General features: G+C 39.4%; 20 protein-coding genes. 4 read left to right on the top strand and 16 right to left on the bottom strand.

What is annotated here, in order from left to right; genetic code table 11:
• Positions 1–165: 165 nt before the first annotated feature.
• Complete coding sequence (locus tag HWV03_RS05640) at positions 166–645, top strand: Mpo1 family 2-hydroxy fatty acid dioxygenase (RefSeq protein WP_211678865.1); 480 nt, start codon at positions 166–168, stop codon at positions 643–645.
• A gap of 63 nt (positions 646–708) precedes the next feature.
• Here the strand turns inward: HWV03_RS05640 and HWV03_RS05635 are convergent, their stop codons facing one another.
• The 3 genes from HWV03_RS05635 to HWV03_RS05625 form a co-directional block, all read right to left on the bottom strand.
• On the bottom strand, positions 709–2460 hold the full coding sequence (locus HWV03_RS05635; RefSeq protein WP_211678864.1) for a flotillin family protein: 1752 nt from the start codon (positions 2458–2460) through the stop codon (positions 709–711).
• Positions 2461–2527: 67 nt separating this feature from the next.
• Positions 2528–3160 (bottom strand): YqiJ family protein, encoded by a 633-nt coding sequence (locus HWV03_RS05630; protein WP_211678863.1) that lies wholly within the window; start codon positions 3158–3160, stop codon positions 2528–2530.
• Positions 3161–3498: 338 nt separating this feature from the next.
• Entirely contained in the window at positions 3499–3945 is a 447-nt protein-coding gene (locus HWV03_RS05625; protein ID WP_211674463.1) for a GNAT family N-acetyltransferase, read from the bottom strand.
• 230 nt (positions 3946–4175) lie between these two features.
• On the opposite strand from HWV03_RS05625, the gene HWV03_RS05620 reads away from it, so the two are divergent.
• Positions 4176–4805, top strand: coding sequence for an outer membrane beta-barrel protein (locus tag HWV03_RS05620; RefSeq protein WP_211678862.1), 630 nt, complete (start codon positions 4176–4178; stop codon positions 4803–4805).
• Positions 4806–4878: 73 nt separating this feature from the next.
• On the opposite strand, the gene HWV03_RS05615 is transcribed toward HWV03_RS05620, so the two are convergent.
• Positions 4879–5373 carry a GNAT family N-acetyltransferase gene (locus tag HWV03_RS05615; RefSeq protein ID WP_211674461.1) on the bottom strand — a complete coding sequence of 165 codons (495 nt, stop codon included), beginning with the start codon at positions 5371–5373 and terminating at the stop codon, positions 4879–4881.
• Positions 5374–5608: 235 nt separating this feature from the next.
• On the opposite strand from HWV03_RS05615, the gene ahpC reads away from it, so the two are divergent.
• Both ahpC and ahpF read left to right on the top strand, forming a co-directional pair.
• Positions 5609–6166, top strand: coding sequence for an alkyl hydroperoxide reductase subunit C (gene ahpC / locus HWV03_RS05610; RefSeq protein WP_211678861.1), 558 nt, complete (start codon positions 5609–5611; stop codon positions 6164–6166).
• Positions 6167–6359: 193 nt separating this feature from the next.
• A complete protein-coding gene (gene ahpF, locus HWV03_RS05605; RefSeq protein WP_211678860.1) occupies positions 6360–7949 on the top strand; it encodes an alkyl hydroperoxide reductase subunit F in 1590 nt (529 codons plus the stop codon).
• A 204-nt stretch (positions 7950–8153) separates the two neighbouring features.
• On the opposite strand, the gene HWV03_RS05600 is transcribed toward ahpF, so the two are convergent.
• The 12 genes from HWV03_RS05600 to HWV03_RS05545 all read right to left on the bottom strand — a co-directional run bounded on the left by HWV03_RS05600 (position 8154) and on the right by HWV03_RS05545 (position 21420).
• Positions 8154–8531, bottom strand: coding sequence for a nuclear transport factor 2 family protein (locus HWV03_RS05600; protein ID WP_211678859.1), 378 nt, complete (start codon positions 8529–8531; stop codon positions 8154–8156).
• A 41-nt stretch (positions 8532–8572) separates the two neighbouring features.
• Positions 8573–8977, bottom strand: a complete 405-nt coding sequence (locus tag HWV03_RS05595; protein WP_211678858.1) for a GFA family protein — start codon at positions 8975–8977, stop codon at positions 8573–8575.
• Positions 8974–9741 (bottom strand): AAA family ATPase, encoded by a 768-nt coding sequence (locus HWV03_RS05590; RefSeq protein WP_211678857.1) that lies wholly within the window; start codon positions 9739–9741, stop codon positions 8974–8976. The genes HWV03_RS05595 and HWV03_RS05590 overlap by 4 nt, the downstream gene beginning before the upstream one ends.
• Positions 9742–9762: 21 nt before the next feature.
• A complete protein-coding gene (locus HWV03_RS05585; RefSeq protein WP_211678856.1) occupies positions 9763–10236 on the bottom strand; it encodes a GNAT family N-acetyltransferase in 474 nt (157 codons plus the stop codon).
• Between the two features lie 77 nt (positions 10237–10313).
• Entirely contained in the window at positions 10314–10871 is a 558-nt protein-coding gene (locus HWV03_RS05580) for a TFIIB-type zinc ribbon-containing protein (protein ID WP_211678855.1), read from the bottom strand.
• Positions 10872–11088: 217 nt separating this feature from the next.
• Entirely contained in the window at positions 11089–11835 is a 747-nt protein-coding gene (locus HWV03_RS05575; RefSeq protein WP_370629419.1) for an amino acid ABC transporter ATP-binding protein, read from the bottom strand.
• Between the two features lie 66 nt (positions 11836–11901).
• Positions 11902–12981 (bottom strand): amino acid ABC transporter permease, encoded by a 1080-nt coding sequence (locus HWV03_RS05570; RefSeq protein ID WP_211678854.1) that lies wholly within the window; start codon positions 12979–12981, stop codon positions 11902–11904.
• 1 nt (position 12982) lies between these two features.
• The gene (locus HWV03_RS05565; RefSeq protein WP_211678853.1) at positions 12983–14167 is read right to left on the bottom strand and encodes an amino acid ABC transporter permease; all 1185 of its coding nucleotides are present in this window, start codon (positions 14165–14167) and stop codon (positions 12983–12985) included.
• A 101-nt stretch (positions 14168–14268) separates the two neighbouring features.
• Positions 14269–15282 (bottom strand): amino acid ABC transporter substrate-binding protein, encoded by a 1014-nt coding sequence (locus tag HWV03_RS05560; protein ID WP_211674451.1) that lies wholly within the window; start codon positions 15280–15282, stop codon positions 14269–14271.
• An 874-nt stretch (positions 15283–16156) separates the two neighbouring features.
• Positions 16157–16876: an SDR family oxidoreductase gene (locus HWV03_RS05555; RefSeq protein WP_211680024.1), complete on the bottom strand. Its 720-nt coding sequence runs from the start codon at positions 16874–16876 to the stop codon at positions 16157–16159.
• 251 nt (positions 16877–17127) lie between these two features.
• Entirely contained in the window at positions 17128–20256 is a 3129-nt protein-coding gene (locus HWV03_RS05550; RefSeq protein WP_211678852.1) for an efflux RND transporter permease subunit, read from the bottom strand.
• A gap of 3 nt (positions 20257–20259) precedes the next feature.
• Positions 20260–21420 carry an efflux RND transporter periplasmic adaptor subunit gene (locus tag HWV03_RS05545; protein WP_211678851.1) on the bottom strand — a complete coding sequence of 387 codons (1161 nt, stop codon included), beginning with the start codon at positions 21418–21420 and terminating at the stop codon, positions 20260–20262.
• Between the last annotated feature and the right edge of the window lie 78 nt (positions 21421–21498).

Below are 21498 nucleotides of genomic sequence, written 5' to 3'. Positions count from 1 at the left end.
GCTTAAAATACGTTCCATCTCAATATAAACACATCATAAATAACATTAAATATCCAAAATAATATCTCTATAACACTTTCATTTTATGAGTCATGCTAGCCTATTAACATCTCATCGATACACATTATCACTCGTGTAATTTATAGCATAGCCAGGAAGTAAGATATGTCACGTCAGTCGAGAACAGTACAGCAATGGTTTGATGAATATGGGGTCAGCCATCAGAACAAAACCAATAAGCGTATTCATTGGGTTATGGTACCAGTCATATTCTTTACCATTGTTGGTTTGTTATGGTCTATTCCGAAAGCAGATTGGATGGGAACATCAACTTTAATCAATTGGGCAACACTAGCCATGCTACCTGCGCTGTATTTCTATTACACCTTGTCAGTACGTATCATGTTAGGTATGTTAGTGTTCACCGGTGCGTGCTTAGCTACGTGTTATGTTCTCACCCTGACCTTATCCATACCGTTATGGATATTTAGTGCGGTACTGTTTGCAGTTGCTTGGGTATTTCAGTTTATTGGTCATAAAATTGAAGGCGCGAAGCCGTCATTTTTTGAAGATCTACAGTTCTTATTAGTTGGCCCAGCTTGGTTACTGGGATTTATCTATCGACGCGCGGGCATTAACTATTAAAAAATCCCCTTTATCGTGAAATAAAGGGGATATAGAAACTCAATAATTAAGTTCGGTATTCCATTATCCGATATCACTGTCCGACTTGTTTATCGGATCATTGGTTGGTGCTTTAGTCACCGACTGTTTGATGAGATTATGATTACCCGTCAGTAAATCTTCCAGCGAACCATTTTCTTTATCAACGAGTCCAATCTCTTTAAGCATATTATCCACCAGCGGTGCATTAGCACGATAATTTAACGCCGCCATAGTGACTTGCTCAGATAGACTTTGTGGCGCAGATGAGCGCTCATCATTTGAACCTACACCAGTCACGCTGTGACCGTTATTACCACCATAGCCTTGCAGGATCTTGATGCCTTCAATATTCTCTAATGGCTTAACCGCATTAGCAATTAACTCTGGTAGTACTTGTAAAATAGCCAACGATTTTTGTAGGTCTATCTGCTCAGTACTCAAAAGATTATCCGCCTCATAACGCGAACGTTTACCTGCCGCTTCAACGGCATACACTTTCTCGTTTGCTTCAGCGTTCAGTTTTAACGCATTCGCTGATGCTTTTGCTTCAATTAAAATTGATTCAGCATTATCTTCTGCAGCTTGTTTTCCCGCATGTGCTTGAACGGTAATACCAACAGCTTCACGCTCGGCTTCTTTAGTTGCCGCGATAACTTCAATTTGCTTGTTACGATTTGCTTGTGCAACTTCACGTGCTGTAATCACAGCTTCTTCTTTCTCTACTTTGCTCTTCTCTGCTTCCGCCGCTTTAGCACGTGCAGCAGATTCTTCTTCAGACTTAACCGCAACGGCAATTTGCTTTTCTTGCATCGCAACTTCAATGTCACGCTGCTGTTGAATTCTGGACTGCTCTAATACTTTTATTTTTTCAATTTCCGCTGTTTCAATGAATTTGGCTTTTTCAATTTCAGCGGCTTCAATCGCTCTTTGCTTTGCGATTTCAGCTTCGCGTTCTTCTTGTGCTCTTTGCTCTCGCTGCTTAACAATCGTCGCTTGTTGTTCTGCTTTACGCATTTCAAGGACTTGCTCTTGGTTTAATTGTGCATTCTGTTTTTCTTGTTCAATTTCTAATGATTGTTTCTCTGCAAGTACATTACGTTGCTCAATCAGAATTCTATTCTCTTGCTCAATGTCATTGGTTTCTTTACGTTTACGCTCAATAATCTGAGCAAGTAACGCACGACCTTCAGCATCGAAGGCATTATTTTTGTTGAAGTATTGTAAGTCTGTTTGATCAAATCCTGTTAACGATACCGACTCTAGTTCCAGTCCATTTTTTTCTAAATCATTCATCACACTCTGCTGCACTTTTTGCACAAAATCAGAACGCTTTTCATGCATTTCTGTCATCGTCATTTCAGCCGCAACGGCACGTAACACATCGACAAATTTAGATTCCATTAACTTTTTCAATTCTTCCACGCGCATGGTTCTAAGGCCAAGTGTCTGCGCCGCCATTGAAATGCCTTCTTTAGTCGGTGCAACACGTAAATAGAAGTCGGCTTTTACGTCCACACGCATACGGTCTTTGGTGATCAAAGCATCTTTTTGGATTTTTTCTACTTCAATACGTAAAGTATTCATACTGACAGGGATAGTTTCATGCAATACCGGTAATACCAACATCCCGCCATCTTTAGCAATTTTTTCACCACCCATTCCCGTTCTTACAAAAGCTACTTCTTTAGTTGAGCGCACATACAATTTGGCAATAATAAGACCGATTGTCAGTAATGCAACAACGGCAATGCCCGCTATGGTTAAGGTAAACGTGAGATTTTCTGATAATTCCATATGATAATATTCCTAAAGTGAATGGTAGTTTTATTGATTAATTATTTATAGCTTAGTTATTTGAAACTCACTTAAATGGGATCGCGAGCCAGCTCGTTGTCAACTTTTCAACCACAACGACTTCTGAACCTTGCGTAAAAATTTCATGTTCGTAAGCAGGCTCAACCATCAAGTAATGCTTTTGATTAACGTCATCAATGAGTACTGCTTCTGCGGGGTTACCTTTCGTTGCGGTCCCTATCGTAATGCGGGCTAATTTACCATTGAACTCTGCAGTTGATGTTACTGACGCGTCACGTTGTGGTAATAGTTTGGCCAACTTAGCCCCTATTAAATGCAGGAAAACCAAGGTGATAAATACACTAATTGGTCCAGTGATTAAGAATGAAGGCTGCCACTGAAAAATCGATATTGCGGTAAAATTGAGTACAAAGCCTGAAATAGAAAATAAGGTAAATGACAAAATTAACCAAATGAATAAGGGTAATTTACTCAGGCATAGCCAGTCTAACGCCGTGGTAAAACCACCCGCTTGCACAGATGCCGAACCATCAAGATTAAAAGGCGAGATATTATCGAATATGTCTAATAGGCTGAGCCCTATGAGTAACCCTAAAATTTCAATTACGGTAAATATAAATACGATACTAATCGCTATGGTATAAGCTAAATTAATATCAGATAAAAAGAACGCCAGCATATTAACTCCATAAAATCACAAGCCAAAAGTCTATAACTACTTGAATTTTATAGAATACACTAACTAACACTTACCTTTGTGTGGCTGAGGTCACATAAAATATTTTATAACACTAATATCAACCATAAGAATGAGTATATAAAACTTTTAAATCAAAGTATTAGGACAAAACTATAGGTCTTTGATTAGTACCATGAGTAAACCGTAATAGATTAATACTAGGTTTGTGAAATCAGCATTGAAGAAATGTTTATAGAAGAAGAAAGGCTAATCGTTAACCTTTCGATATCAACTCAAATACGGTATATGGATGCGTGGTGGATTGTGAGCTGCAGTACTTATTTGACGGCTAAATGGTAACTAAAATATTCCGTATTTTTTAAAAATCCTAGTTTTTCGTACAGTGCTTGCGCTGAGAAATTATCTTGTGCAGTATTTAAATCTACTCGAATTGCACCGATGTTTTTTGCTTCTCGCACCACCCGATGAATCAACTCATTTGCGACGCCCTGTTTCCGATACGCAGGTACAATAAACAAATCGTTTAAGACCATGATTTTACCTAATGATACCGACGAGAACGAATGATAATTAAGGACAAATCCCATCGCTTCCCCCGCTTTGTTATAAGCGATAAACACGGTCGCATCATTATTCATTAAACGCTCACCTAAATACGGACGGTATTTTTGAGGGGCAGATGGTTGCTTATAAAACACCATATATTGATCAAATAAACTAACGAGATCGTTTAATTCTTCCAGAGAGGCTTGCTTGATGTTCATAAAATCCCTTTTAAATATGAATCGACAGATTACAACGACTAATACAGCCCATCATATGTCTTCATTTTAACGAGTGTTCATCCAGAATATCAATATTTCATTAAATTACAATAACCAGAAATTCCTTATTTATTCATACTTTAGCCAGATTATTTATCGATATACTACGATACACTATAACCAATGAAAATTAATTCTCGACTTTTAGCTCATTTAACAAGGAACGTAAAATGAAACTAATATATCTGTACTTCACATTAGCCACGCTATTTTCTAGTGCGGCTTTTGCCAATAATAACTATACTCCGGTCAGCTATCGCTATTACCAACTAAACTATACGGAAGTTGTAGCTGAAAATGCTGATGACCCGTTAAAAACCTACCAGATCAATATATCCAACTTAATTAGCCCTTATATCTTTAGCAGGACAAGTTTCAACTATTTAAGTAAAGAAACGATTATTGACGCACAAAATTCAATGACAACAACGTCAATGCAAGCCGTATTCAACATGGGTACAAGGTTGGCGCTATTACCCAAAATTGATCTCACAATTGAAAGTGGTGCTATTTATGAATTTGGTAAAGAAATCGAACTTAAATCGAATTCGGTTTCCGCTACTAATGATGATTTTGACCGTGAATTCGGATTTAATGCAGCTGTAGGTCTCGCCATGCAATTCAGTCACCAACTAGAGTTTATTATTGATGCGGCTTATATCGATATCGGTGACGAATCAGAAATGGAATACAGTGCGGAACTCGTTGCCCACCTACTGCCAAATCTAGCACTAGTCGCAAGTGGCGTGATGTATGAAGAAAGCTCAGGGTTTGGTTTTGGCTTGCAATTTGACTTTTAATTACGAGTGATACCAAATAATTACAGCGGCTAATACAATTTAACCGCTGTAATATTGATATCTAAAAAATAGCTTATATCGAGGATAATTGATATCTCAGCACGTGTTGGTTTTCTTCTTCACAATAGAATTGATTAATAAATTCGCCGTCACAACTTTCGATAACTTTACGTGAGGCAATATTGACGGGATCACAAGTGATAATAACATTATCGGTTAATACTGTTTTTTGAATACTCGCTAACATGAATTTAGCGACGCCTTTACCTCTAGCAGATGACCTAGTTTCATATCCAACATGACCGATCACGTCCTCGATATAAGCATTAGTCCCCAGCCTCACTCGTATTGATCCAAGAATAACCCCATTCTCGATACAGAAATAAGTAATGATCGGTGTCCAACCTTTCGGGAGTTGCTCACCACGAGCATAAGCAATCCGCTTGTTAAGATAGCCAGCGTAATTATTGAAGATAAACTCATAGAGGCTAATACCATCATCTACGCATTCATCGACATAAGATTTGAAGGCGGTTAAATGCGTCATGTGTGCAATCTCTATTTTCATATCACTATCCACTCTCGAGTATCCCTATTTCCAATACGCTCACAATCACTGCGCATCATACCAATCACAAACTATATCACGGCGCTTAATCACGTTCAAAACAAGTGATAGATTTAAACTATCATTTTCATAGATTCAATCAGATGTACCTATCCGTATAATTACCCCATAATCCTTCTCATGGATTCGCAACAAGAATCCAATCGAGTAATCAACTAATTAATAGGATGACAACATGATCAACACTGAAATTAAACCGTTTAACGCAACCGCTTTCAAACAAGGCGAATTCGTAGAAATATCAGAAAAAGACGTGAAAGGTAAATGGGCTGTATTCTTCTTCTACCCAGCTGACTTCACTTTTGTTTGTCCTACTGAACTAGGTGATGTTGCAGACCATTACGAAGAACTACAAAAACGTGGCGTAGAAGTTTTCTCAGTATCAACTGACACTCACTTCACTCACAAAGCATGGCACGACAGTTCAGACACTATCGGCAAAATCAACTACTACATGATAGGCGACCAAGCTGGCAACATTACAAACAACTTCGGTGTAATGCGTGAAGGTCAAGGTCTTGCAGACCGTGCAACGTTCCTCGTTGACCCACAAGGTGTTATCCAAGCAATGGAAATCACTGCAGAAGGTATTGGCCGTGACGCTGAAGACTTAATGCGTAAAGTTAAAGCTGCACAATATGTAGCAGCTAACCCAGGTGAAGTATGTCCAGCTAAATGGAAAGAAGGCGAAGCAACACTTGCTCCTTCACTAGACCTAGTAGGTAAAATCTAATTTAGAGGCGACCTCAGTATCGCTTAGCAGTCGCTGAGGTCATTTAAAAATACATTTTCGATGAACATCTCTGCATAAATTTCACAACCGATTGTTGAGTAAGAAAGTAGATTTTTAAATTAACCAAATTGCTAATAGCGTTTCCAATAAACGTATCTAATCTAGCCATAAGCAAAATTTAAAAGGTGTCACTATGTTAGACCAAAATATGAAAACTCAGTTAAAGGCGTATTTAGAAAACTTAAAGACGGAAGTACAACTTGTGCTGAGTCTTGATGACAGTGATACTGCACAAAAATTACATACCTTAGCAAATGACATTGCTTCACTAAGCGAAAAAGTAATCGTGATTGAAGATCAAAGTGCGAGCACGCGTAAGCCGATTATGCAGGTAATCAATCCTACCAAACAAACCGCGATTGGTTTTGCAGGTTTACCGATGGGGCACGAATTTACGTCACTGATATTGGCACTACTGCACAGTGGTGGTCACCCAATGAAGCTCGATGCAGAGGTGATTGAACAAATTACTAACCTTGAAGGTGAGATGAACTTTGAAATATTCATTTCATTAAGCTGTCAGAATTGCCCAGACGTTGTGCAAGCATTAAATATGATGGCGGCAACTAACCCAAATATCAAAACAACCATGATTGACGGTGCAGCATTCCAAGATGAAGTAGCTGAACGTAATATCATGGCAGTGCCAAGTGTTTACTTAAACGGAGAAGTCTTCACCCAAGGTCGTATTTCATTAACGGAAATATTATCAAAAGTAGATACTGGCGCAGCAAAAAAACAAGCCACCGCATTAAATGAAAAAGAACCGTACGAAGTACTTGTTGTGGGCGGTGGTCCAGCGGGTGCATCAGCTGCAATTTATGCCGCACGGAAAGGTATCCGCACTGGTGTCGTGGCAGAACGTTTTGGTGGCCAAGTCATGGATACAATGGCTATCGAGAACTTTATTTCGGTAAAAGAAACCCAAGGACCTAAACTCGCTGCAGCACTTGAAGAACACGTAAAAGAATATGACGTGGATATCATGAACGAACAAAGAGCGAGTGGTTTAGTCAGTGCAGAAAAAACAGCCGATGGCTATATTCATGTTGAACTCGACAGTGGCGCGATATTAAAAAGCCGTAGTGTGATCTTATCAACAGGCGCACGTTGGAGAGAAATGAACGTACCCGGCGAACAAGAATACCGTAACAAAGGTGTTGCTTACTGCCCACACTGTGATGGTCCGTTATTCAAAGGTAAGAAAGTAGCCGTGATAGGTGGCGGTAACTCTGGTATCGAAGCCGCAATCGACTTAGCAGGTATTGTTGAACATGTGACTGTACTTGAGTTTGCAGATACCTTACGTGCCGATCAAGTACTCGTCAACAAAGCCAACAGCATGGCTAATATTGAGATAATTAAACAAGCACAAACCACAGAAGTTATCGGTAACGGTACGCGTGTAACTGCACTTAATTATGTAGACCGTGCGACTGGTGATGCAAAACAGATCGAACTTGCTGGTATCTTTGTACAAATTGGTTTGATGCCAAACAGTGACTTCTTAAAAGACAGTGGTGTTGCTTTATCACCGCGTGGTGAAATTGAAGTGAATGCTAAAGGTGAAACCTCTGTTGCAGGTATATTTGCAGCCGGTGACGTAACCACTGTGCCTTATAAGCAAATAATTATTGCCATGGGTGAAGGTTCAAAAGCCAGTTTAAGTGCATTTGATCATTTGATTCGTACTCCAGCGCCAACTGCAGCAAACAAGACGTAAATATAAAACATAGCAAAAGATAAACGTCACACTAGTCCCCACGTATAAGGCTTATCATCCCTGCCAAAATCTGTGTTTTATCCCAGCAATTGCTTATTATTGCTGGGTTTTTACTATATGATAACCAGCAAATCTCGCACCTCAGTAATACCAGTTGGTCTGATAAGCGTGCGGCCGAGCTTTTTACCCTTACCATCTGCAACTTTAATATGTGGTAATTGAGAATGAATCGCACGGAGTGCCTTGATGATATTTCAATTGCCATTGAACACCATTTAATACCCAGATGGAAACACGTTTCGCAAAGAGGCTTTTGATACCAAGTTCATTAACCCACGCTGATTTGTATAATAGCATTTGAACGCATGACTCTAGGTTAATACACTCGAAGTTTTGAGAATGGATATAGCCGTTTGACGCTTGCTCTTCTTCCATCATGGCATTAATACTTTGGAAATCGTAACTCGCTCCCGATTCCCCGACCTCCTGAAATTCAACATGCAGTAAACGCGTGATTTCAGCTTTATTCTGTCTAATCTCATATTGATGAAGTGCAATCTCTTGTTCAATTAAAATATTCATCTAGACCTCGATAGATACCATAGTTAACATTTATATCAGCGCTACTTTACAGGCTCTTTTTCAAACTGTTTTAACTTGTCATTAATATCAAGCCATGGCGCTTTTGAAGCGACAAAGATATGAAAGTTAGGTTTATGTGTAGGGGTGCTGTCTAAAATTCCCAAGCGGATATTGTGCTTACCACCCGTGATTTTTTTTGAAAATAAGCTCGAACCACAACACTGACAAAATGCTAATTCAGTCTCTTCACTTTTTGGATATATCGAAACAAATTCTTCACCTTTTGAAAACGTAAATTTTGAAGATGCAATGCCCCCCACAGACGAGTAATCTGAACCCGTGAATTTACGACACTCTGTACAATGACAATTACCCATATAGTCAAAGTCATCAGGAACTTCAATGCCAACTTTTCCACATAAACATGATCCGTTCAATATTCTCATTTTTCTTCCTCTAAAAGTATGTCTAGCATTGACCTATGATTATTCAAGTAATGCTTGGTGACTGAATATGTATCTGTATCTTCATAATCGACTTGTACTAATTCATGTTCACGTATTTCATAAACCGTTGAATTTGGATAAGAAAGCAATATTGGCGAATGAGTGGCAATAATGAACTGGCAACCTTGATTAACAAGTTGATGTAACAAAGTAATCATGGCCATCTGTCGATTAGGTGATAATGCAGCCTCTGGTTCATCTAAAATGTATAAGCCATTTTCACCAAATCGATTTTGCATTAGGGCGAAAAAAGATTCCCCATGTGATTGTTCGTGTAACGACACACCACCATAGGAGTCGATGACTGGCGGACCGAATGACGGTTCATTATCAAGCCGCTCGATTTCAGTAGCTACATTATAGAAACTCTCAGCCCGAAGAAAATAACCTGTTTTTGGTCTTTTAATCGCTTTAGCAATACGGAGGTAATCGCTAAGATTGGAGTGAGAACTTCTCGTCGAAAAGTTAAAATTCTTAGTTCCCCCTTCTGGATTAAACCCTTGAGATAGCGCGATTGCTTCAAGTAAAGTCGATTTACCCGTGCCATTTTCGCCAACAATAAATGTTACCGCTTCATGAAACATTAACTTATCAGTTAGCCCTCGGATAGCCGGTAAACATAAAGGGTAGGCATCATATCCATCAACTTTATCTTCTTTCAACGTTGCAGAGAGTAAGTAGTGTTTTGAATCAAGTAAGTTCATATTATCCAGGCTGTTTAATTCTCAGAACGATACACTTATATATCTTTCCATTGTAAAGTTAACCAAAGTAACACCATTTCGTTGGAAGGTATTTCTCTTTATTACAGAAAATCCCCGATGCTCGAAGAACGGCTTAGCAATAAATGATGCTTCAACATATAAACGCTCGATATTTCTGAGTTTTGCTTCCGCAAGCAAATGCGCATAGAGTGCAGACGCGACGCCCATCCCCTGAAAGTTTGGGTGTGTGTAAGTACAATCAATATGACCATCGGCATCTAGCTCGATAAAACCAGCGACAAGACCATTGATGATAGCCACAAATGGTCTTTTTTCGTCTAATCGCAGGGACCATTTAGCATAGTCAGGAGGCGTAGAAGCCCAAGCTTCTTTCTGTTCTGGGGTATATACCGAAGGATCTATTGCGTGAACAGATTGATGAAACAAGTCAGCAACCTCAATCGCCCATTCGGCAGAATATGATTTAATTTCCAAAATATTTTATCCCCATCCATAACGCTATCTTTGTGCCTGAACTAAAAACCATTGGGATACCTAGCGCCTTGTTATATTTATTTTTCTGCTGAGTAAGGGTCTTCAGCTAAAAGATATGCCCTTAGATCTGATTTTTGGTCTTGAACTAATAACCATTCACGCATTTGCTTTATTTTGGAATAAACTTCATGACCAAATTTAGCATCGTAAATATCGGAAAAATTATCTTTAGCACTTTTTTCTCGTATCTTTTTTTGCCAGTGTTGAGTCACTACGGCATTTAAACAGCCAGCTAACCCTTCACTTTTTAGCAATTCCCACTCCCCTTTATCTAGCCATATGCCGCCAACGACTGCACTGTAATCCAGCTTATGCTCATTGGTTGAAGATATTCTAAATTTCCGCATTATGCTCCCCGAAGCAGGACAAAGAAGCGCTTGTTTGGAATCTGGGATTTCTGATTCTTCAATAGAGATATCATCAGAAAACTGATAATCAATATTTCTTTCTTTCCATGAAACATAATCTTCGATGAGGATCCAGTTACCGCCACACGATGAACAGGTATGGGCCCTAAATAGCCCTTCGATAAAGCTTGGAAATAAAGCACCGTTTTTACAGCTTGTACAATTCATAATTTTCCTTAATGTAGAATATTGAATAAATTATATTATACATTAATAGGTACTCTTTGTGACTTGAATCCCAATAGTACCGAATGATTAATGATCGTCAGTAGTGGGTTGATAGATCAAAAAAGCCTTACCCCGACCCCATTTGACAACGGATTCAGAGTAAGGCTTCTTAATTGTACCGACTGTTAGTAATCGGTACTGTTGTAGTAGCACTAGCTTAGTGCGATAAAATCTGATCTAAGAACATTTTTAAACGATCTGATTGTGGATTATCGAAGAACTCATGCGGTTCATTTTCTTCAATAATTTGCCCTGCATCCATAAAGATAACGCGGTCTGCCACTTTCTTAGCAAAACCCATTTCGTGGGTTACACAAATCATGGTAATACCTTCATCCGCGAGCTCGACCATTACATCTAACACTTCAGATACCATTTCTGGATCCAGTGCCGATGTTGGTTCGTCAAACAACATGATCTCAGGGTTGATACACAGACAGCGAGCGATCGCTACACGTTGTTGCTGACCACCAGAAAGCTGATTTGGAAACTTATGCGCTTGGTCGGCAATTTTCACACGTTCAAGGTAGTTCATCGCGGTTTTAATCGCTTCATGCCTTGGTTTCTTATGCACCCAAGTTGGTGCTAATAACAAGTTTTCCAATACTGAAAGATGTGGGAACAAATTAAAGTGCTGGAATACCATGCCGACTTGCGAGCGGATATGACGTACGACCTTTACATCATCAATCAAGTCAGTACCGTTAATATTAATTTTACCTTCCTGAAACTTCTCAAGGTGGTTTAGGCAACGAATCGTGGTGGACTTACCCGAGCCTGACGGGCCACAAATAACCACTTTTTCACCTTTTTTAATATTTAAGTTAATGTCTTTAAGTACGTGAAAATCACCATACCATTTGTTAACGCCTTGCATGCTGATCATATTTTCTTGTTCTGACATGATACTTCCTTATACCAATTACCTTACGTAAATGGTCAGTTTAAACTGTAAAATTTACGGTGATTGTTAATGCTCGGTATTATATTTACGTTCTATCACACGCGAGTATTGCGACATGCTGAAACAAAACACCCAATAAATAATAGTAACAAATACGTACCCTTCGATTTCAAAACCAAGCCAACTGGTATCACTATTAGTCAGAGTGACCATTGCAAGAATATCGAATAAGCCAATAATAAGTACCAGCGTTGTATCTTTAAACAGTGAGATGAAAGAGCCCACTAGGTTCGGGATCGAGATCTTTAACGCTTGTGGCAGAATAATCAAAATCATCCCTTGCCAATAGGTTAACCCTAATGACTCACTGGCTTCGTATTGACCTTTTGGAATAGCTTGTAAACCACCACGAATAACTTCGGCAATATAAGCAGCTTGGAACAGTGTGATACCAATTAACGCACGTAATAACTTATCAAACTCGATACCATCGCTAAAGAACAATGGCAGTACTACCGACGCCATAAACAAAATAGTAATGAGCGGTACACCACGAATAAATTCGATAAAACCAATACATAAGGTTTTAACAATCGGCATGTTGTCTGACTGACGCCCTAACGCCAATAAAATACCAATTGGGAATGATGCAATGATACCGACAGCAGCAACCAAAATAGTCAGCATTAAGCCGCCCCACTTTTCAGTACTGACCACTTCAAGTCCTAGTCCACCACGGATCAAGATAAAGCATACAATTGGGTACAATAGCATTGCCGTAAGTTTAATCTTAATATTACCAATGCGTGGCACACCAAATATAAGCGCTAAACTCAACACCGCAACCAGATTTGGACGCCAATGTAAGGCTTCAGGGTAGAACCCATACATAAATTGATCGAACTTTTCGATGATAAATATCCAGCGAGCGCCTTCTTTTACCACTTCCTCTTTAGTGCCACTCCAAGTCGCATCAAAAATCATCCAATCTAATAATGGTGGTATCGTCGAATAGATAAAGTAGATGCCAAGCAGCGTTAACAGTGTATTAGGAATATTAGAAAATAAATTCTCTCGTAACCAGAATACAACACCCTTACTGGTTGAAGGTGCAGGTTTGGCCTCTTTCATCGTATAAACAGCCATATTATCTTCCTTTAATTTCCATTCTTGCATTAACCCAATTCAACAGCAGTGATATAACAATACTGAAAACAAGATACACGGCCATCGTCATTAAAATGATCTCAATAGCCTGCCCAACTTGGTTAAGCGTCGTCCCCGAGAACAAGGTAACAATTTCCGGATAACCAATTGCAGTTGCCAGTGATGAGTTTTTCACTAGGTTAAGATATTGGTTAATAACAGGAGGAATGATCACGCGTAATGCTTGCGGTAAAATAACTTTACGTAAGATCACATACTCTTTTAAACCCAACGATTTGGCTGCTTCTTTTTGCCCTTGGGGTACAGATTCAATCCCCGCACGCACTGCTTCTGCAATATAAGTAGCAGTATAGATACTTAACGCAAAGATCAGCGCAAGTAACTCAGGGATAATCGTAATCCCGCCTTTGAAATTAAACCCTTTTAATGCTGGATATTCAGCACTAATTGGTTGACCCGTAATAAAGAATACAAGTAAAGGTGCTGAAACCAAAATAGCCAGAGACACTTTCACTAAGGGAAATTCTTCACCGGTTAAGTCATGACGTTTAGTCGCCCATTTAGCAAGAAATACGACACTGATACACGCCAGAACAAACGCAATAAGAATAAAGCTACTGCTCGATTCGAAGATCGGATCTGGAATAATTAAACCACGGTTATTAATGAAGACAGAATCAAAATAAGAAATGCTTTGTCGTGGGCTTGGTAACGCAGCAAGTACCACGTTATACCAAAACAATATCTGTAATAAGATAGGTATATTACGGAATGTTTCAATGTAAACCAACGACAGTTTAGCAATTAAATAATTTGATGATAGACGACCAATACCAACCATTAAGCCAATAATTGAAGCTAAAACAATACCAATAACACCTACTAGGATTGTATTTAATAAACCAACAATAAATACATCTAAAAAAGTCGAGGTTGTATCATCATAGTGAATAAGCGATTGACTGATACCAAAACCAGCTGTTTCACTTAAGAACGAAAAACCTGTGGTAATCCCCCTTTTTGCTACATTATCAAACATGTTGTTAACGAAGTAAAAAATGCATAAAATCACAACAGCCAAAGAAATAACTTGGAAAATAATCGCGCGATTTTTGGGGCTGTTAAATAAACCATTGGAGGTCGGGGCGAGCTTTGAATTATTCATAACAAAATAAACCTTTTAAAAAGGGGGCCAGGCCCCCGATATACCAAGGTCACTTCAGCATATGCGTGCTGATAAGATGATGAAGTGACTAAGGTATTAATTTATCGAATTGGCATTGCGTACATTAAACCGCCTTTATTCCATAAATTATTGATGCCGCGATCAATGTTAAGAGGTGAATTTTTACCTACATTATTCTCGAACATTTCTTCATAGTTACCAACTTGCTTAACAATTTGGTAAGCCCAATCTGCTTTAAGCCCTAAGTTTTCACCCGCTTTACCAGATACACCTAATAGGCGTTTCACAGATGGATTAGCTGATTTTAATTGCTTATCAACATTGCTTGCTGTTACACCTAGTTCTTCTGCTTCTAGTGTTGCAAACATGGTCCAGCGCACGACGTTAAACCATTCATCATCACCCTGGCGAACAACAGGGCCTAAAGGTTCTTTAGAAATGATCTCTGGTAATACGACTGCCGATTTAGGATTGTCTAATTTGATTTTTAAACCGTATAACTGAGAGGCGTCAGATGTAACTGCGTCACAACGGCCTTTTTTGAATGCATCAATTGTTTGACCTGATGTATCAAATGTAACGGCTTTATATTCCATGTTGTTTGATTTGAAATAATCGGTTAGGTTAAGTTCGGTTGTTGTACCGGCTTGGATACAAAAAGATGCTCCGTCGAGTTGTTTCGCAGATGTTACACCAAGTTCTTTTTTAACTAAGAAACCTTGGCCATCATAATAGTTAACCCCCGCAAAGTTTAAGCCAAGTGAAGTATCACGCGTTGCAGTCCAAGTAGATGAACGTGCTAACACATCAATTTCACCACTTTGCAATGCTGTGAAACGCTCTTTAGCAGTCAGTGGAATAAATTTCACTTTCGATGCATCACCTAATACGGCGGCTGCAACTGAACGACAAAAATCAACATCGATACCTTTCCAAACACCTTTTGAATCAGTCGCTGAAAAGCCTGGAATCCCTGTCGATACACCACAGTTCAATACGCCTTTTTTCATCACCTTATCTAATGTAGCAGCATTAACTAAATTCGGTAATGTTGATGCTAGACCTAGTATTAAAGCTATTTTTGTAACCTTCATATTAATTTCCTTGTCTATTTTTATTATTTTAAATATCAGTCTGAAGAAGCTAATCGCCACTTGAAAGTGTTATTTTCTCTGATTCGGGAACACGAAATAATCATAAGGGAATTTTTATACAACATCTACGCAGCAACAATCGATTAACAAAAGCATTAACAACTATTTGATCGCGATCACAAACTTAACACTTAATTAACACAGCGGCGGTTATTTAAGGTGAATAATACTTTATGGATATTCACATTAAGGCTTTTATCCATATTAAAATCAATAATGGCAAGTAATATGCTTTTAAGATTAACAACTATTTAACACGTTTTTTTTATATCGACACCATAGTCAATCACCCTGTTCATAAGCCCTCTCAAGTATTAAAGTCACTTTTAACGTCGTTCGTATATAGAATTAATTTAAACATGTATAAATGTAACAATACTGACAAGCCAAGCCTTATCTAGCCCTCTCGATAACAATGACAATCTTGTAGTCCGTGTTAAATGGTTGATAATATCATGTGACTCTCCTCCGATGAGCATCAGCAATATTCTGTTGCATAGCTCACACAATAGAACAATGGTAGTGACGAACACAGTCGATACGTCAGTTAAGTCAGTATTAACTATAGGTCTTAAACACGAAAAGTGAGCGGGAAGCGTATGATGAGATTGCAGAGTATCGATTTAATGTTTATGTTGATCGGTCAGGATAATGTAAAGTTTATACCAATTGTATAGCTCCTTTTATCTTAGCTAAACAATGTCATCTTCAAGCATGAAATAAGTGCGAATAATCTGTTTATTCGTTGTGAAACGGGTTATTCGCACTTTTAAAATCTAGCACCACTCAAACAAGTCGTGGTAATAGATATCTATTAAGGTTCTTGACGTGTACTTGCTAATACGATCTCACGGATACATACATCTTGTGGTTGTGCGTAAGCAAATTCAATTGAACGTGCAACATCATCAGGTGCAAGTATATTACCCATCGTTGATTTCCACTCTTCGTAACCCGCTTTAATGTCTTCTGAAGTTGTATGTGATAACAATTCAGTTTCAACAGCACCCGGAGCGATAGTGATTACACGCACATCAGACGTTGCCACTTCTTCACGAACATTTTCAGTAATAGCGTGTACCGCAAATTTAGTACCACAATAAGCAGCATGTGCACCAAATGTTTTACGACCAGCAACTGAACTAATATTAATAATAGTACCTGTATTACGGGCTTTCATTGGCGCAAGTACAGCTTGCATGCCGTTTAATAATGCAATCACATTAATATCGAACATGGTTTTGAATTCTTCAGCAGGCTGGGTATCGATTTGACCTAATAACATCATACCAGCATTGTTAATCAATAGATCTGTTGGACCGTATAACGCTTCTGCTTTAGCAAGTGCAACGTGAAATTCGGCGTGAACCGTTAAGTCTACTTTTTCACATAAACAGTTTGGTAAATCTAGCGCTTCAAGTTTTTCAACACGACGAGCAACTAATAATAACGGGTGACCAGCGGCGCTTAAACGCTTCGCTGTAGCTTCACCAATACCTGAACTTGCACCTGTGATCACGACTAATTTTTTCATCATATACTCTCTATTTTTGATTATATTCATACCCAAAAACGAATCTTTCAATGTTAGATCTAAGCGCTTCTGAGTGGATGAAAGAGAGTATATACAAATGACTATTGTTGATATATACACAATAAAGAACATAACTGTTACGTTTTAAGCTACAATGTTGAATATTTACTTTTACTCCATTTAATCAATACAGGTATAGCACGTATTGTCTACGTTAGAGTGTAAGGAAATAATAGCTAAAACTAAACGAGCTATTCAGCTCTATTTAGAGTCACCTCTTTTGTGTCAGAATTAAACAGCGTGCAAATTAATACAAAAAATAACGGTGCAAAGTAGATGACTAATAGCGTTGCCGCCATGATCCCCCCCATTACCGAGGTACCAATCGCATTACGTGCATTTGCGCCCGCCCCGGTGCTAATAACTAGTGGTAGAACACCTAGTCCAAATGCCAGCGAAGTCATGATGATAGGGCGTAGTCGCATCTCACAAGCCTGCACAGTAGCATCAAGCAAATTCATCCCTTTGTCATAAAGCTCTTTGGCAAACTCAACAATCAAGATCGCATTCTTAGCGGTTAAACCAATGGTGGTTAAGACGCCAACTTGGAAGTAAACATCATTCTCAAGACCACGCAACATGATGGCAGCTAATGCACCCAGTAAGCCCAGAGGTATCACAAGTATGATCGCGATTGGAATGCTCCAGCTTTCGTACAATGCCGCTAAACAGAGGAATACCATCAAGATTGATATTGTATAGAGAATTGGGGCTTGGTCACCCGCTTCTATTTCTTGATATGACATACCAGTCCAACTAACCTGTACATCACTCGACACCTCTGCGGCGAGCCTATTGACCTCAGCCATTGCCTCACCTGTACTGTAGCCTGGCGCTGCTTCACCTACAATCTCTACCGCGGGGTTACCATTATAACGTTGTAATTGTGGTGAACCTTTCCCCCAATGCGATGTGCTAAAGGCTGAGATTGGCACCATTTCATTTTGGTTATTGCGCACAAACCATAAATTAAGATCTTCTGGTGTCATACGGTATTGAGCATCAGCTTGAATATATACTTTCTTAGAGCGACCTCTATCAATAAAGTCATTCACATAAGAAGATGCCCAAGCAATCGACAAGGATTGGTTAATATCAGCGATTTCAATGCCAAATACTTTGGCTTTTTCATAATCTACATCAAGGAACAGCTGCGCTGTATCTTCTAACCCATTTGGTCGCGTTTTTTGCAATAGTGGGCTTTGTGCTATTTTTCCGAGTAACTGATTACGCACTTCGATTAATTTATCGTGACCTAAACCACCAACATCTTCAAGATAAAAATCAAAACCAGTCGCAGTACCTAACTCTCTGATTGCAGGGCTACTAAAGGCAAATACCTGCGCATCTTTGTAACTAGAAAAATGCGCCGAAACACGCTCTATAATGGCGTCAACATCGGTACCTGGTTCGGTTCTTTCAGACCAATCTTTCAAACCAATGAACGCCATACCCGCATTTTGACCTGAGCCTGAAAAGTTAAATCCAGAAACAGTAAACACATGGTTAACTGTGTGTTTTTCGCTTTTTTCGAAGTAGTCTTTTACATCAAGCATTACCTTTTGAGTTTGCTGTAACGTGGTGCCTGTGGGTGTAGTTGCCATCACCATAAAGTCACCCTGGTCTTCATTGGGTAAGAAAGAGCTCGGTAATACGTTATATAGGTAAGCAGTGCCAACAAAAAGTAAAAGATAAAGAACAACAAAGCGCAGTGGGCGTAATAAAACATGCTTAACTGAGCCTCGGTATTTGGTAGATAACGTAGAAAACGCGCGGTTAAACAGCGCGAAAAATTTAATATTAGATTCTTTATCTACTGGCTTTAACAATGTCGCACAAAGTACAGGGGTAAGTACTAATGCCACGATCACCGATAGTACCATCGCAGATACAATGGTAAGCGAGAACTGCTGGTATATAACCCCTGTCGATCCCGACATAAAGGCCATCGGAATAAATACCACCGATAACACCATGGTAATACCGACCAATGCACTGGAGATCTGCCCCATCGATTTTTTAGTTGCTTCTAATGGTGACAGTTTCTCTTCGTGCATCAAGCGTTCTACGTTCTCTACCACGACTATCGCGTCATCAACGAGCAGACCGATAGCTAACACTAAGCCGAACATGGTGAGAGTATTAATAGAAAAGCCAAGAATAGACATGACAGCAAACGTACCAAGTAGCACCACTGGTACAGCAATGGTTGGGATCAAGGTGGCACGCCAGTTTTGTAAAAATAGCAGCATGACAATAAACACTAGTGCTACCGCTTCAAAAAGCGTTGTCACCACATCACTGATAGATATACGAATAAACAAGTTATTATCCGTTGATTTAACCAATACTAACCCTTCGGGAAAACCTTTTGAGAGTTGTTGTAATTTTTCATCCACGGCACTTTGCGTGTCTAACGAGTTAGCCCCTGTAGCAAGTGTGATTGCGATACCCGATGCTTCCTTACCCATATAGGCAGGAATAACCGTAGAGTCTTCACTCGCTAATTCGACACGAGCAACATCTTCTAGCTTGATCTGAGACCCATCGCTATCGACCTTAATTAATATGTTTTTAAACTCATCAACAGACGTGAGCAGACTTTGTGCGGTGATACTTGCATTGATTAATTGTGAGTCAAGGGCGGGTGTTCCACCTAACTGCCCCACGGTTACTTGGCTATTTTGTATCGATACCGCGTTAGATACGTCTACCGATGTTAGGTTATAACTATTTAATTTAGCAGGATCTAACCAGATACGCATTGCGTACGATGGACCAAAGATCGTAACACTACCCACACCATTAACCCGACTTATAATATCTTTAATACTTGAGTTAGCATAATCTTGAATATCACCTGCACTCATGCTGCCATCGGGCGAATATAGGTTAGTCACCGACATAAAACCTGAGGTACTTTTGGTTACTGATGTACCTTGGTTTTGCACTGCTGTTGGTAAGCGATTGCTCACCTGCTGCAAGCTATTTTGGACTTGAACTTGGGCAATATTGGGATCGGTTTCTGCGCTAAAAGTTAATGTGATACTTGCCTTACCTGAAGAGTCACTTTTTGATGACATATAAAGTAAATGATCAAGCCCGGTCATACCTTGCTCAATAACCTGAGTTACACTGTCCTCAATAGTTTTTGCTGAAGCGCCCGGATATGAAGCTGAAATCGTAATCGCAGGTGGTGCAATCGTTGGATATTGTGCCACAGGCAGAGTAACGATAGCTGCAATACCAGCAACCATAATAACAATGGAGATCACCCAAGCAAAAATGGGCCTGTTAATAAAAAAGTTAGATAAGGACATGGTTTACTCCTCAACTTTTACAGCGGAAGCTGCGCTTTCCGAACTGCTATCAACAATAACAGAAAGGTCACTCTTCATATTGATGATGTTACTAACCACGACTTGATCACCGCTTGCTAATCCCGCTTTAACAACCCAGCCATTACCGATTTCATTACCTAGTACAACCGATTTTTTGGCCGTTTTATTATCTTGGTTAACAACAAATACAGAGGGAACTCCAGATTGACTTCTTACTATTGTTGATTGGGGAACAACTAAATAATCACGGGCTTCCGGCATGGATATATGCGCACGTACATACATACCAGTTAATAGTGTGTTGTTTTGATTTGGAATGATCGCTCTTAGCGTCACAGTGCCCGTTGAGCCAGAAACGAGTGTATCGGAAAATGCTAAATGACCGACTTGATCGTAGGTACTACCGTCTTCTAGCGTAATCGATACAGGAATGTCTGCATTCTTATCTTTAAAATCAGAAAATTCTTCTCTTATTTTATGAAGGGCTAGTGAGGATTGCTGCATATCGACATAGACATTCGAGGTTTGAACAATCGTAGTAAGGTAGGATGACTGTTCGGCAGTTAACAAAGAACCCTCAGACACCAAAGAAAGGCCCGCTTGACCTGATATGGGTGCTTTAATTTTGGTATAAGAAAGCTCAACATTGGCATAATCTAAGGCTGCTTGACGGATAGCTACTTCAGCTTGAGCTTCTTTATAAACCGCGTCAGCATCATCATAATTTTGTTGACTGGTCAGCTTTTTCTTTAATAGCACTTCATAGCGAATAGCCGTTTTCTTACTTGTCGCTTCGCTGGTAAGTGCTTTTGCTAATTGAGCTTGTGCACTATTCACGTTTGATTGATAGGTTGTAGGGTCAATTTCATAAAGCACATCACCCGCTTCAACTTCCGTGCCCTCTGCATATAATCGATTCTTTAAAATACCTGTTACTTGCGGTCTTACTTCTGCTTGTTTAAAGGCTGTAATACGTCCTGGTAATTCTGTGGTTAAACGCAATGTTGTGGGTGTTAAATTTAGTACATCAACATGGAGTGGGCCCGCGGCCTGTCTTTGGCTCTGAATGTCTTCCCCGCAGCCCAGTAACGTGAAAGAAAGAAAAAAACACAAAGACAGCCTTAATGGATGGGGAAAATACATATGAACACCTTAAATTGAAAGTATAAAATAACTATAAGTATAATAGTTGAATGGTTAAGGCTGGGTTAACGTTAAGTG

It is taken from the genome of Moritella sp. 36, assembly GCF_018219415.1.
In the GTDB taxonomy this organism is placed as follows: Bacteria; Pseudomonadota; Gammaproteobacteria; order Enterobacterales; family Moritellaceae; genus Moritella.
The sequence above is the reverse complement of the archived record's forward strand: the minus strand, read 5'-3'. Positions and strand labels throughout refer to the sequence as shown.

What these genes read in the sequence shown, in the direction of transcription:
- HWV03_RS05640 (WP_211678865.1), top strand. Translation starts at nt 166, where the DNA reads ATGTCACGTCAGTCGAGAACAGTACAGCAATGGTTTGATGAATATGGG.
- HWV03_RS05635 (WP_211678864.1), bottom strand. Translation starts at nt 2,460, where the DNA reads ATGGAATTATCAGAAAATCTCACGTTTACCTTAACCATAGCGGGCATT.
- HWV03_RS05630 (WP_211678863.1), bottom strand. Translation starts at nt 3,160, where the DNA reads ATGCTGGCGTTCTTTTTATCTGATATTAATTTAGCTTATACCATAGCG.
- HWV03_RS05625 (WP_211674463.1), bottom strand. Translation starts at nt 3,945, where the DNA reads ATGAACATCAAGCAAGCCTCTCTGGAAGAATTAAACGATCTCGTTAGT.
- HWV03_RS05620 (WP_211678862.1), top strand. Translation starts at nt 4,176, where the DNA reads ATGAAACTAATATATCTGTACTTCACATTAGCCACGCTATTTTCTAGT.
- HWV03_RS05615 (WP_211674461.1), bottom strand. Translation starts at nt 5,373, where the DNA reads ATGAAAATAGAGATTGCACACATGACGCATTTAACCGCCTTCAAATCT.
- ahpC (WP_211678861.1), top strand. Translation starts at nt 5,609, where the DNA reads ATGATCAACACTGAAATTAAACCGTTTAACGCAACCGCTTTCAAACAA.
- ahpF (WP_211678860.1), top strand. Translation starts at nt 6,360, where the DNA reads ATGTTAGACCAAAATATGAAAACTCAGTTAAAGGCGTATTTAGAAAAC.
- HWV03_RS05600 (WP_211678859.1), bottom strand. Translation starts at nt 8,531, where the DNA reads ATGAATATTTTAATTGAACAAGAGATTGCACTTCATCAATATGAGATT.
- HWV03_RS05595 (WP_211678858.1), bottom strand. Translation starts at nt 8,977, where the DNA reads ATGAGAATATTGAACGGATCATGTTTATGTGGAAAAGTTGGCATTGAA.
- HWV03_RS05590 (WP_211678857.1), bottom strand. Translation starts at nt 9,741, where the DNA reads ATGAACTTACTTGATTCAAAACACTACTTACTCTCTGCAACGTTGAAA.
- HWV03_RS05580 (WP_211678855.1), bottom strand. Translation starts at nt 10,871, where the DNA reads ATGAATTGTACAAGCTGTAAAAACGGTGCTTTATTTCCAAGCTTTATC.
- HWV03_RS05575 (WP_370629419.1), bottom strand. Translation starts at nt 11,835, where the DNA reads ATGTCAGAACAAGAAAATATGATCAGCATGCAAGGCGTTAACAAATGG.
- HWV03_RS05570 (WP_211678854.1), bottom strand. Translation starts at nt 12,981, where the DNA reads ATGGCTGTTTATACGATGAAAGAGGCCAAACCTGCACCTTCAACCAGT.
- HWV03_RS05565 (WP_211678853.1), bottom strand. Translation starts at nt 14,167, where the DNA reads ATGAATAATTCAAAGCTCGCCCCGACCTCCAATGGTTTATTTAACAGC.
- HWV03_RS05560 (WP_211674451.1), bottom strand. Translation starts at nt 15,282, where the DNA reads ATGAAGGTTACAAAAATAGCTTTAATACTAGGTCTAGCATCAACATTA.
- HWV03_RS05555 (WP_211680024.1), bottom strand. Translation starts at nt 16,876, where the DNA reads ATGAAAAAATTAGTCGTGATCACAGGTGCAAGTTCAGGTATTGGTGAA.
- HWV03_RS05550 (WP_211678852.1), bottom strand. Translation starts at nt 20,256, where the DNA reads ATGTCCTTATCTAACTTTTTTATTAACAGGCCCATTTTTGCTTGGGTG.
- HWV03_RS05545 (WP_211678851.1), bottom strand. Translation starts at nt 21,420, where the DNA reads ATGTATTTTCCCCATCCATTAAGGCTGTCTTTGTGTTTTTTTCTTTCT.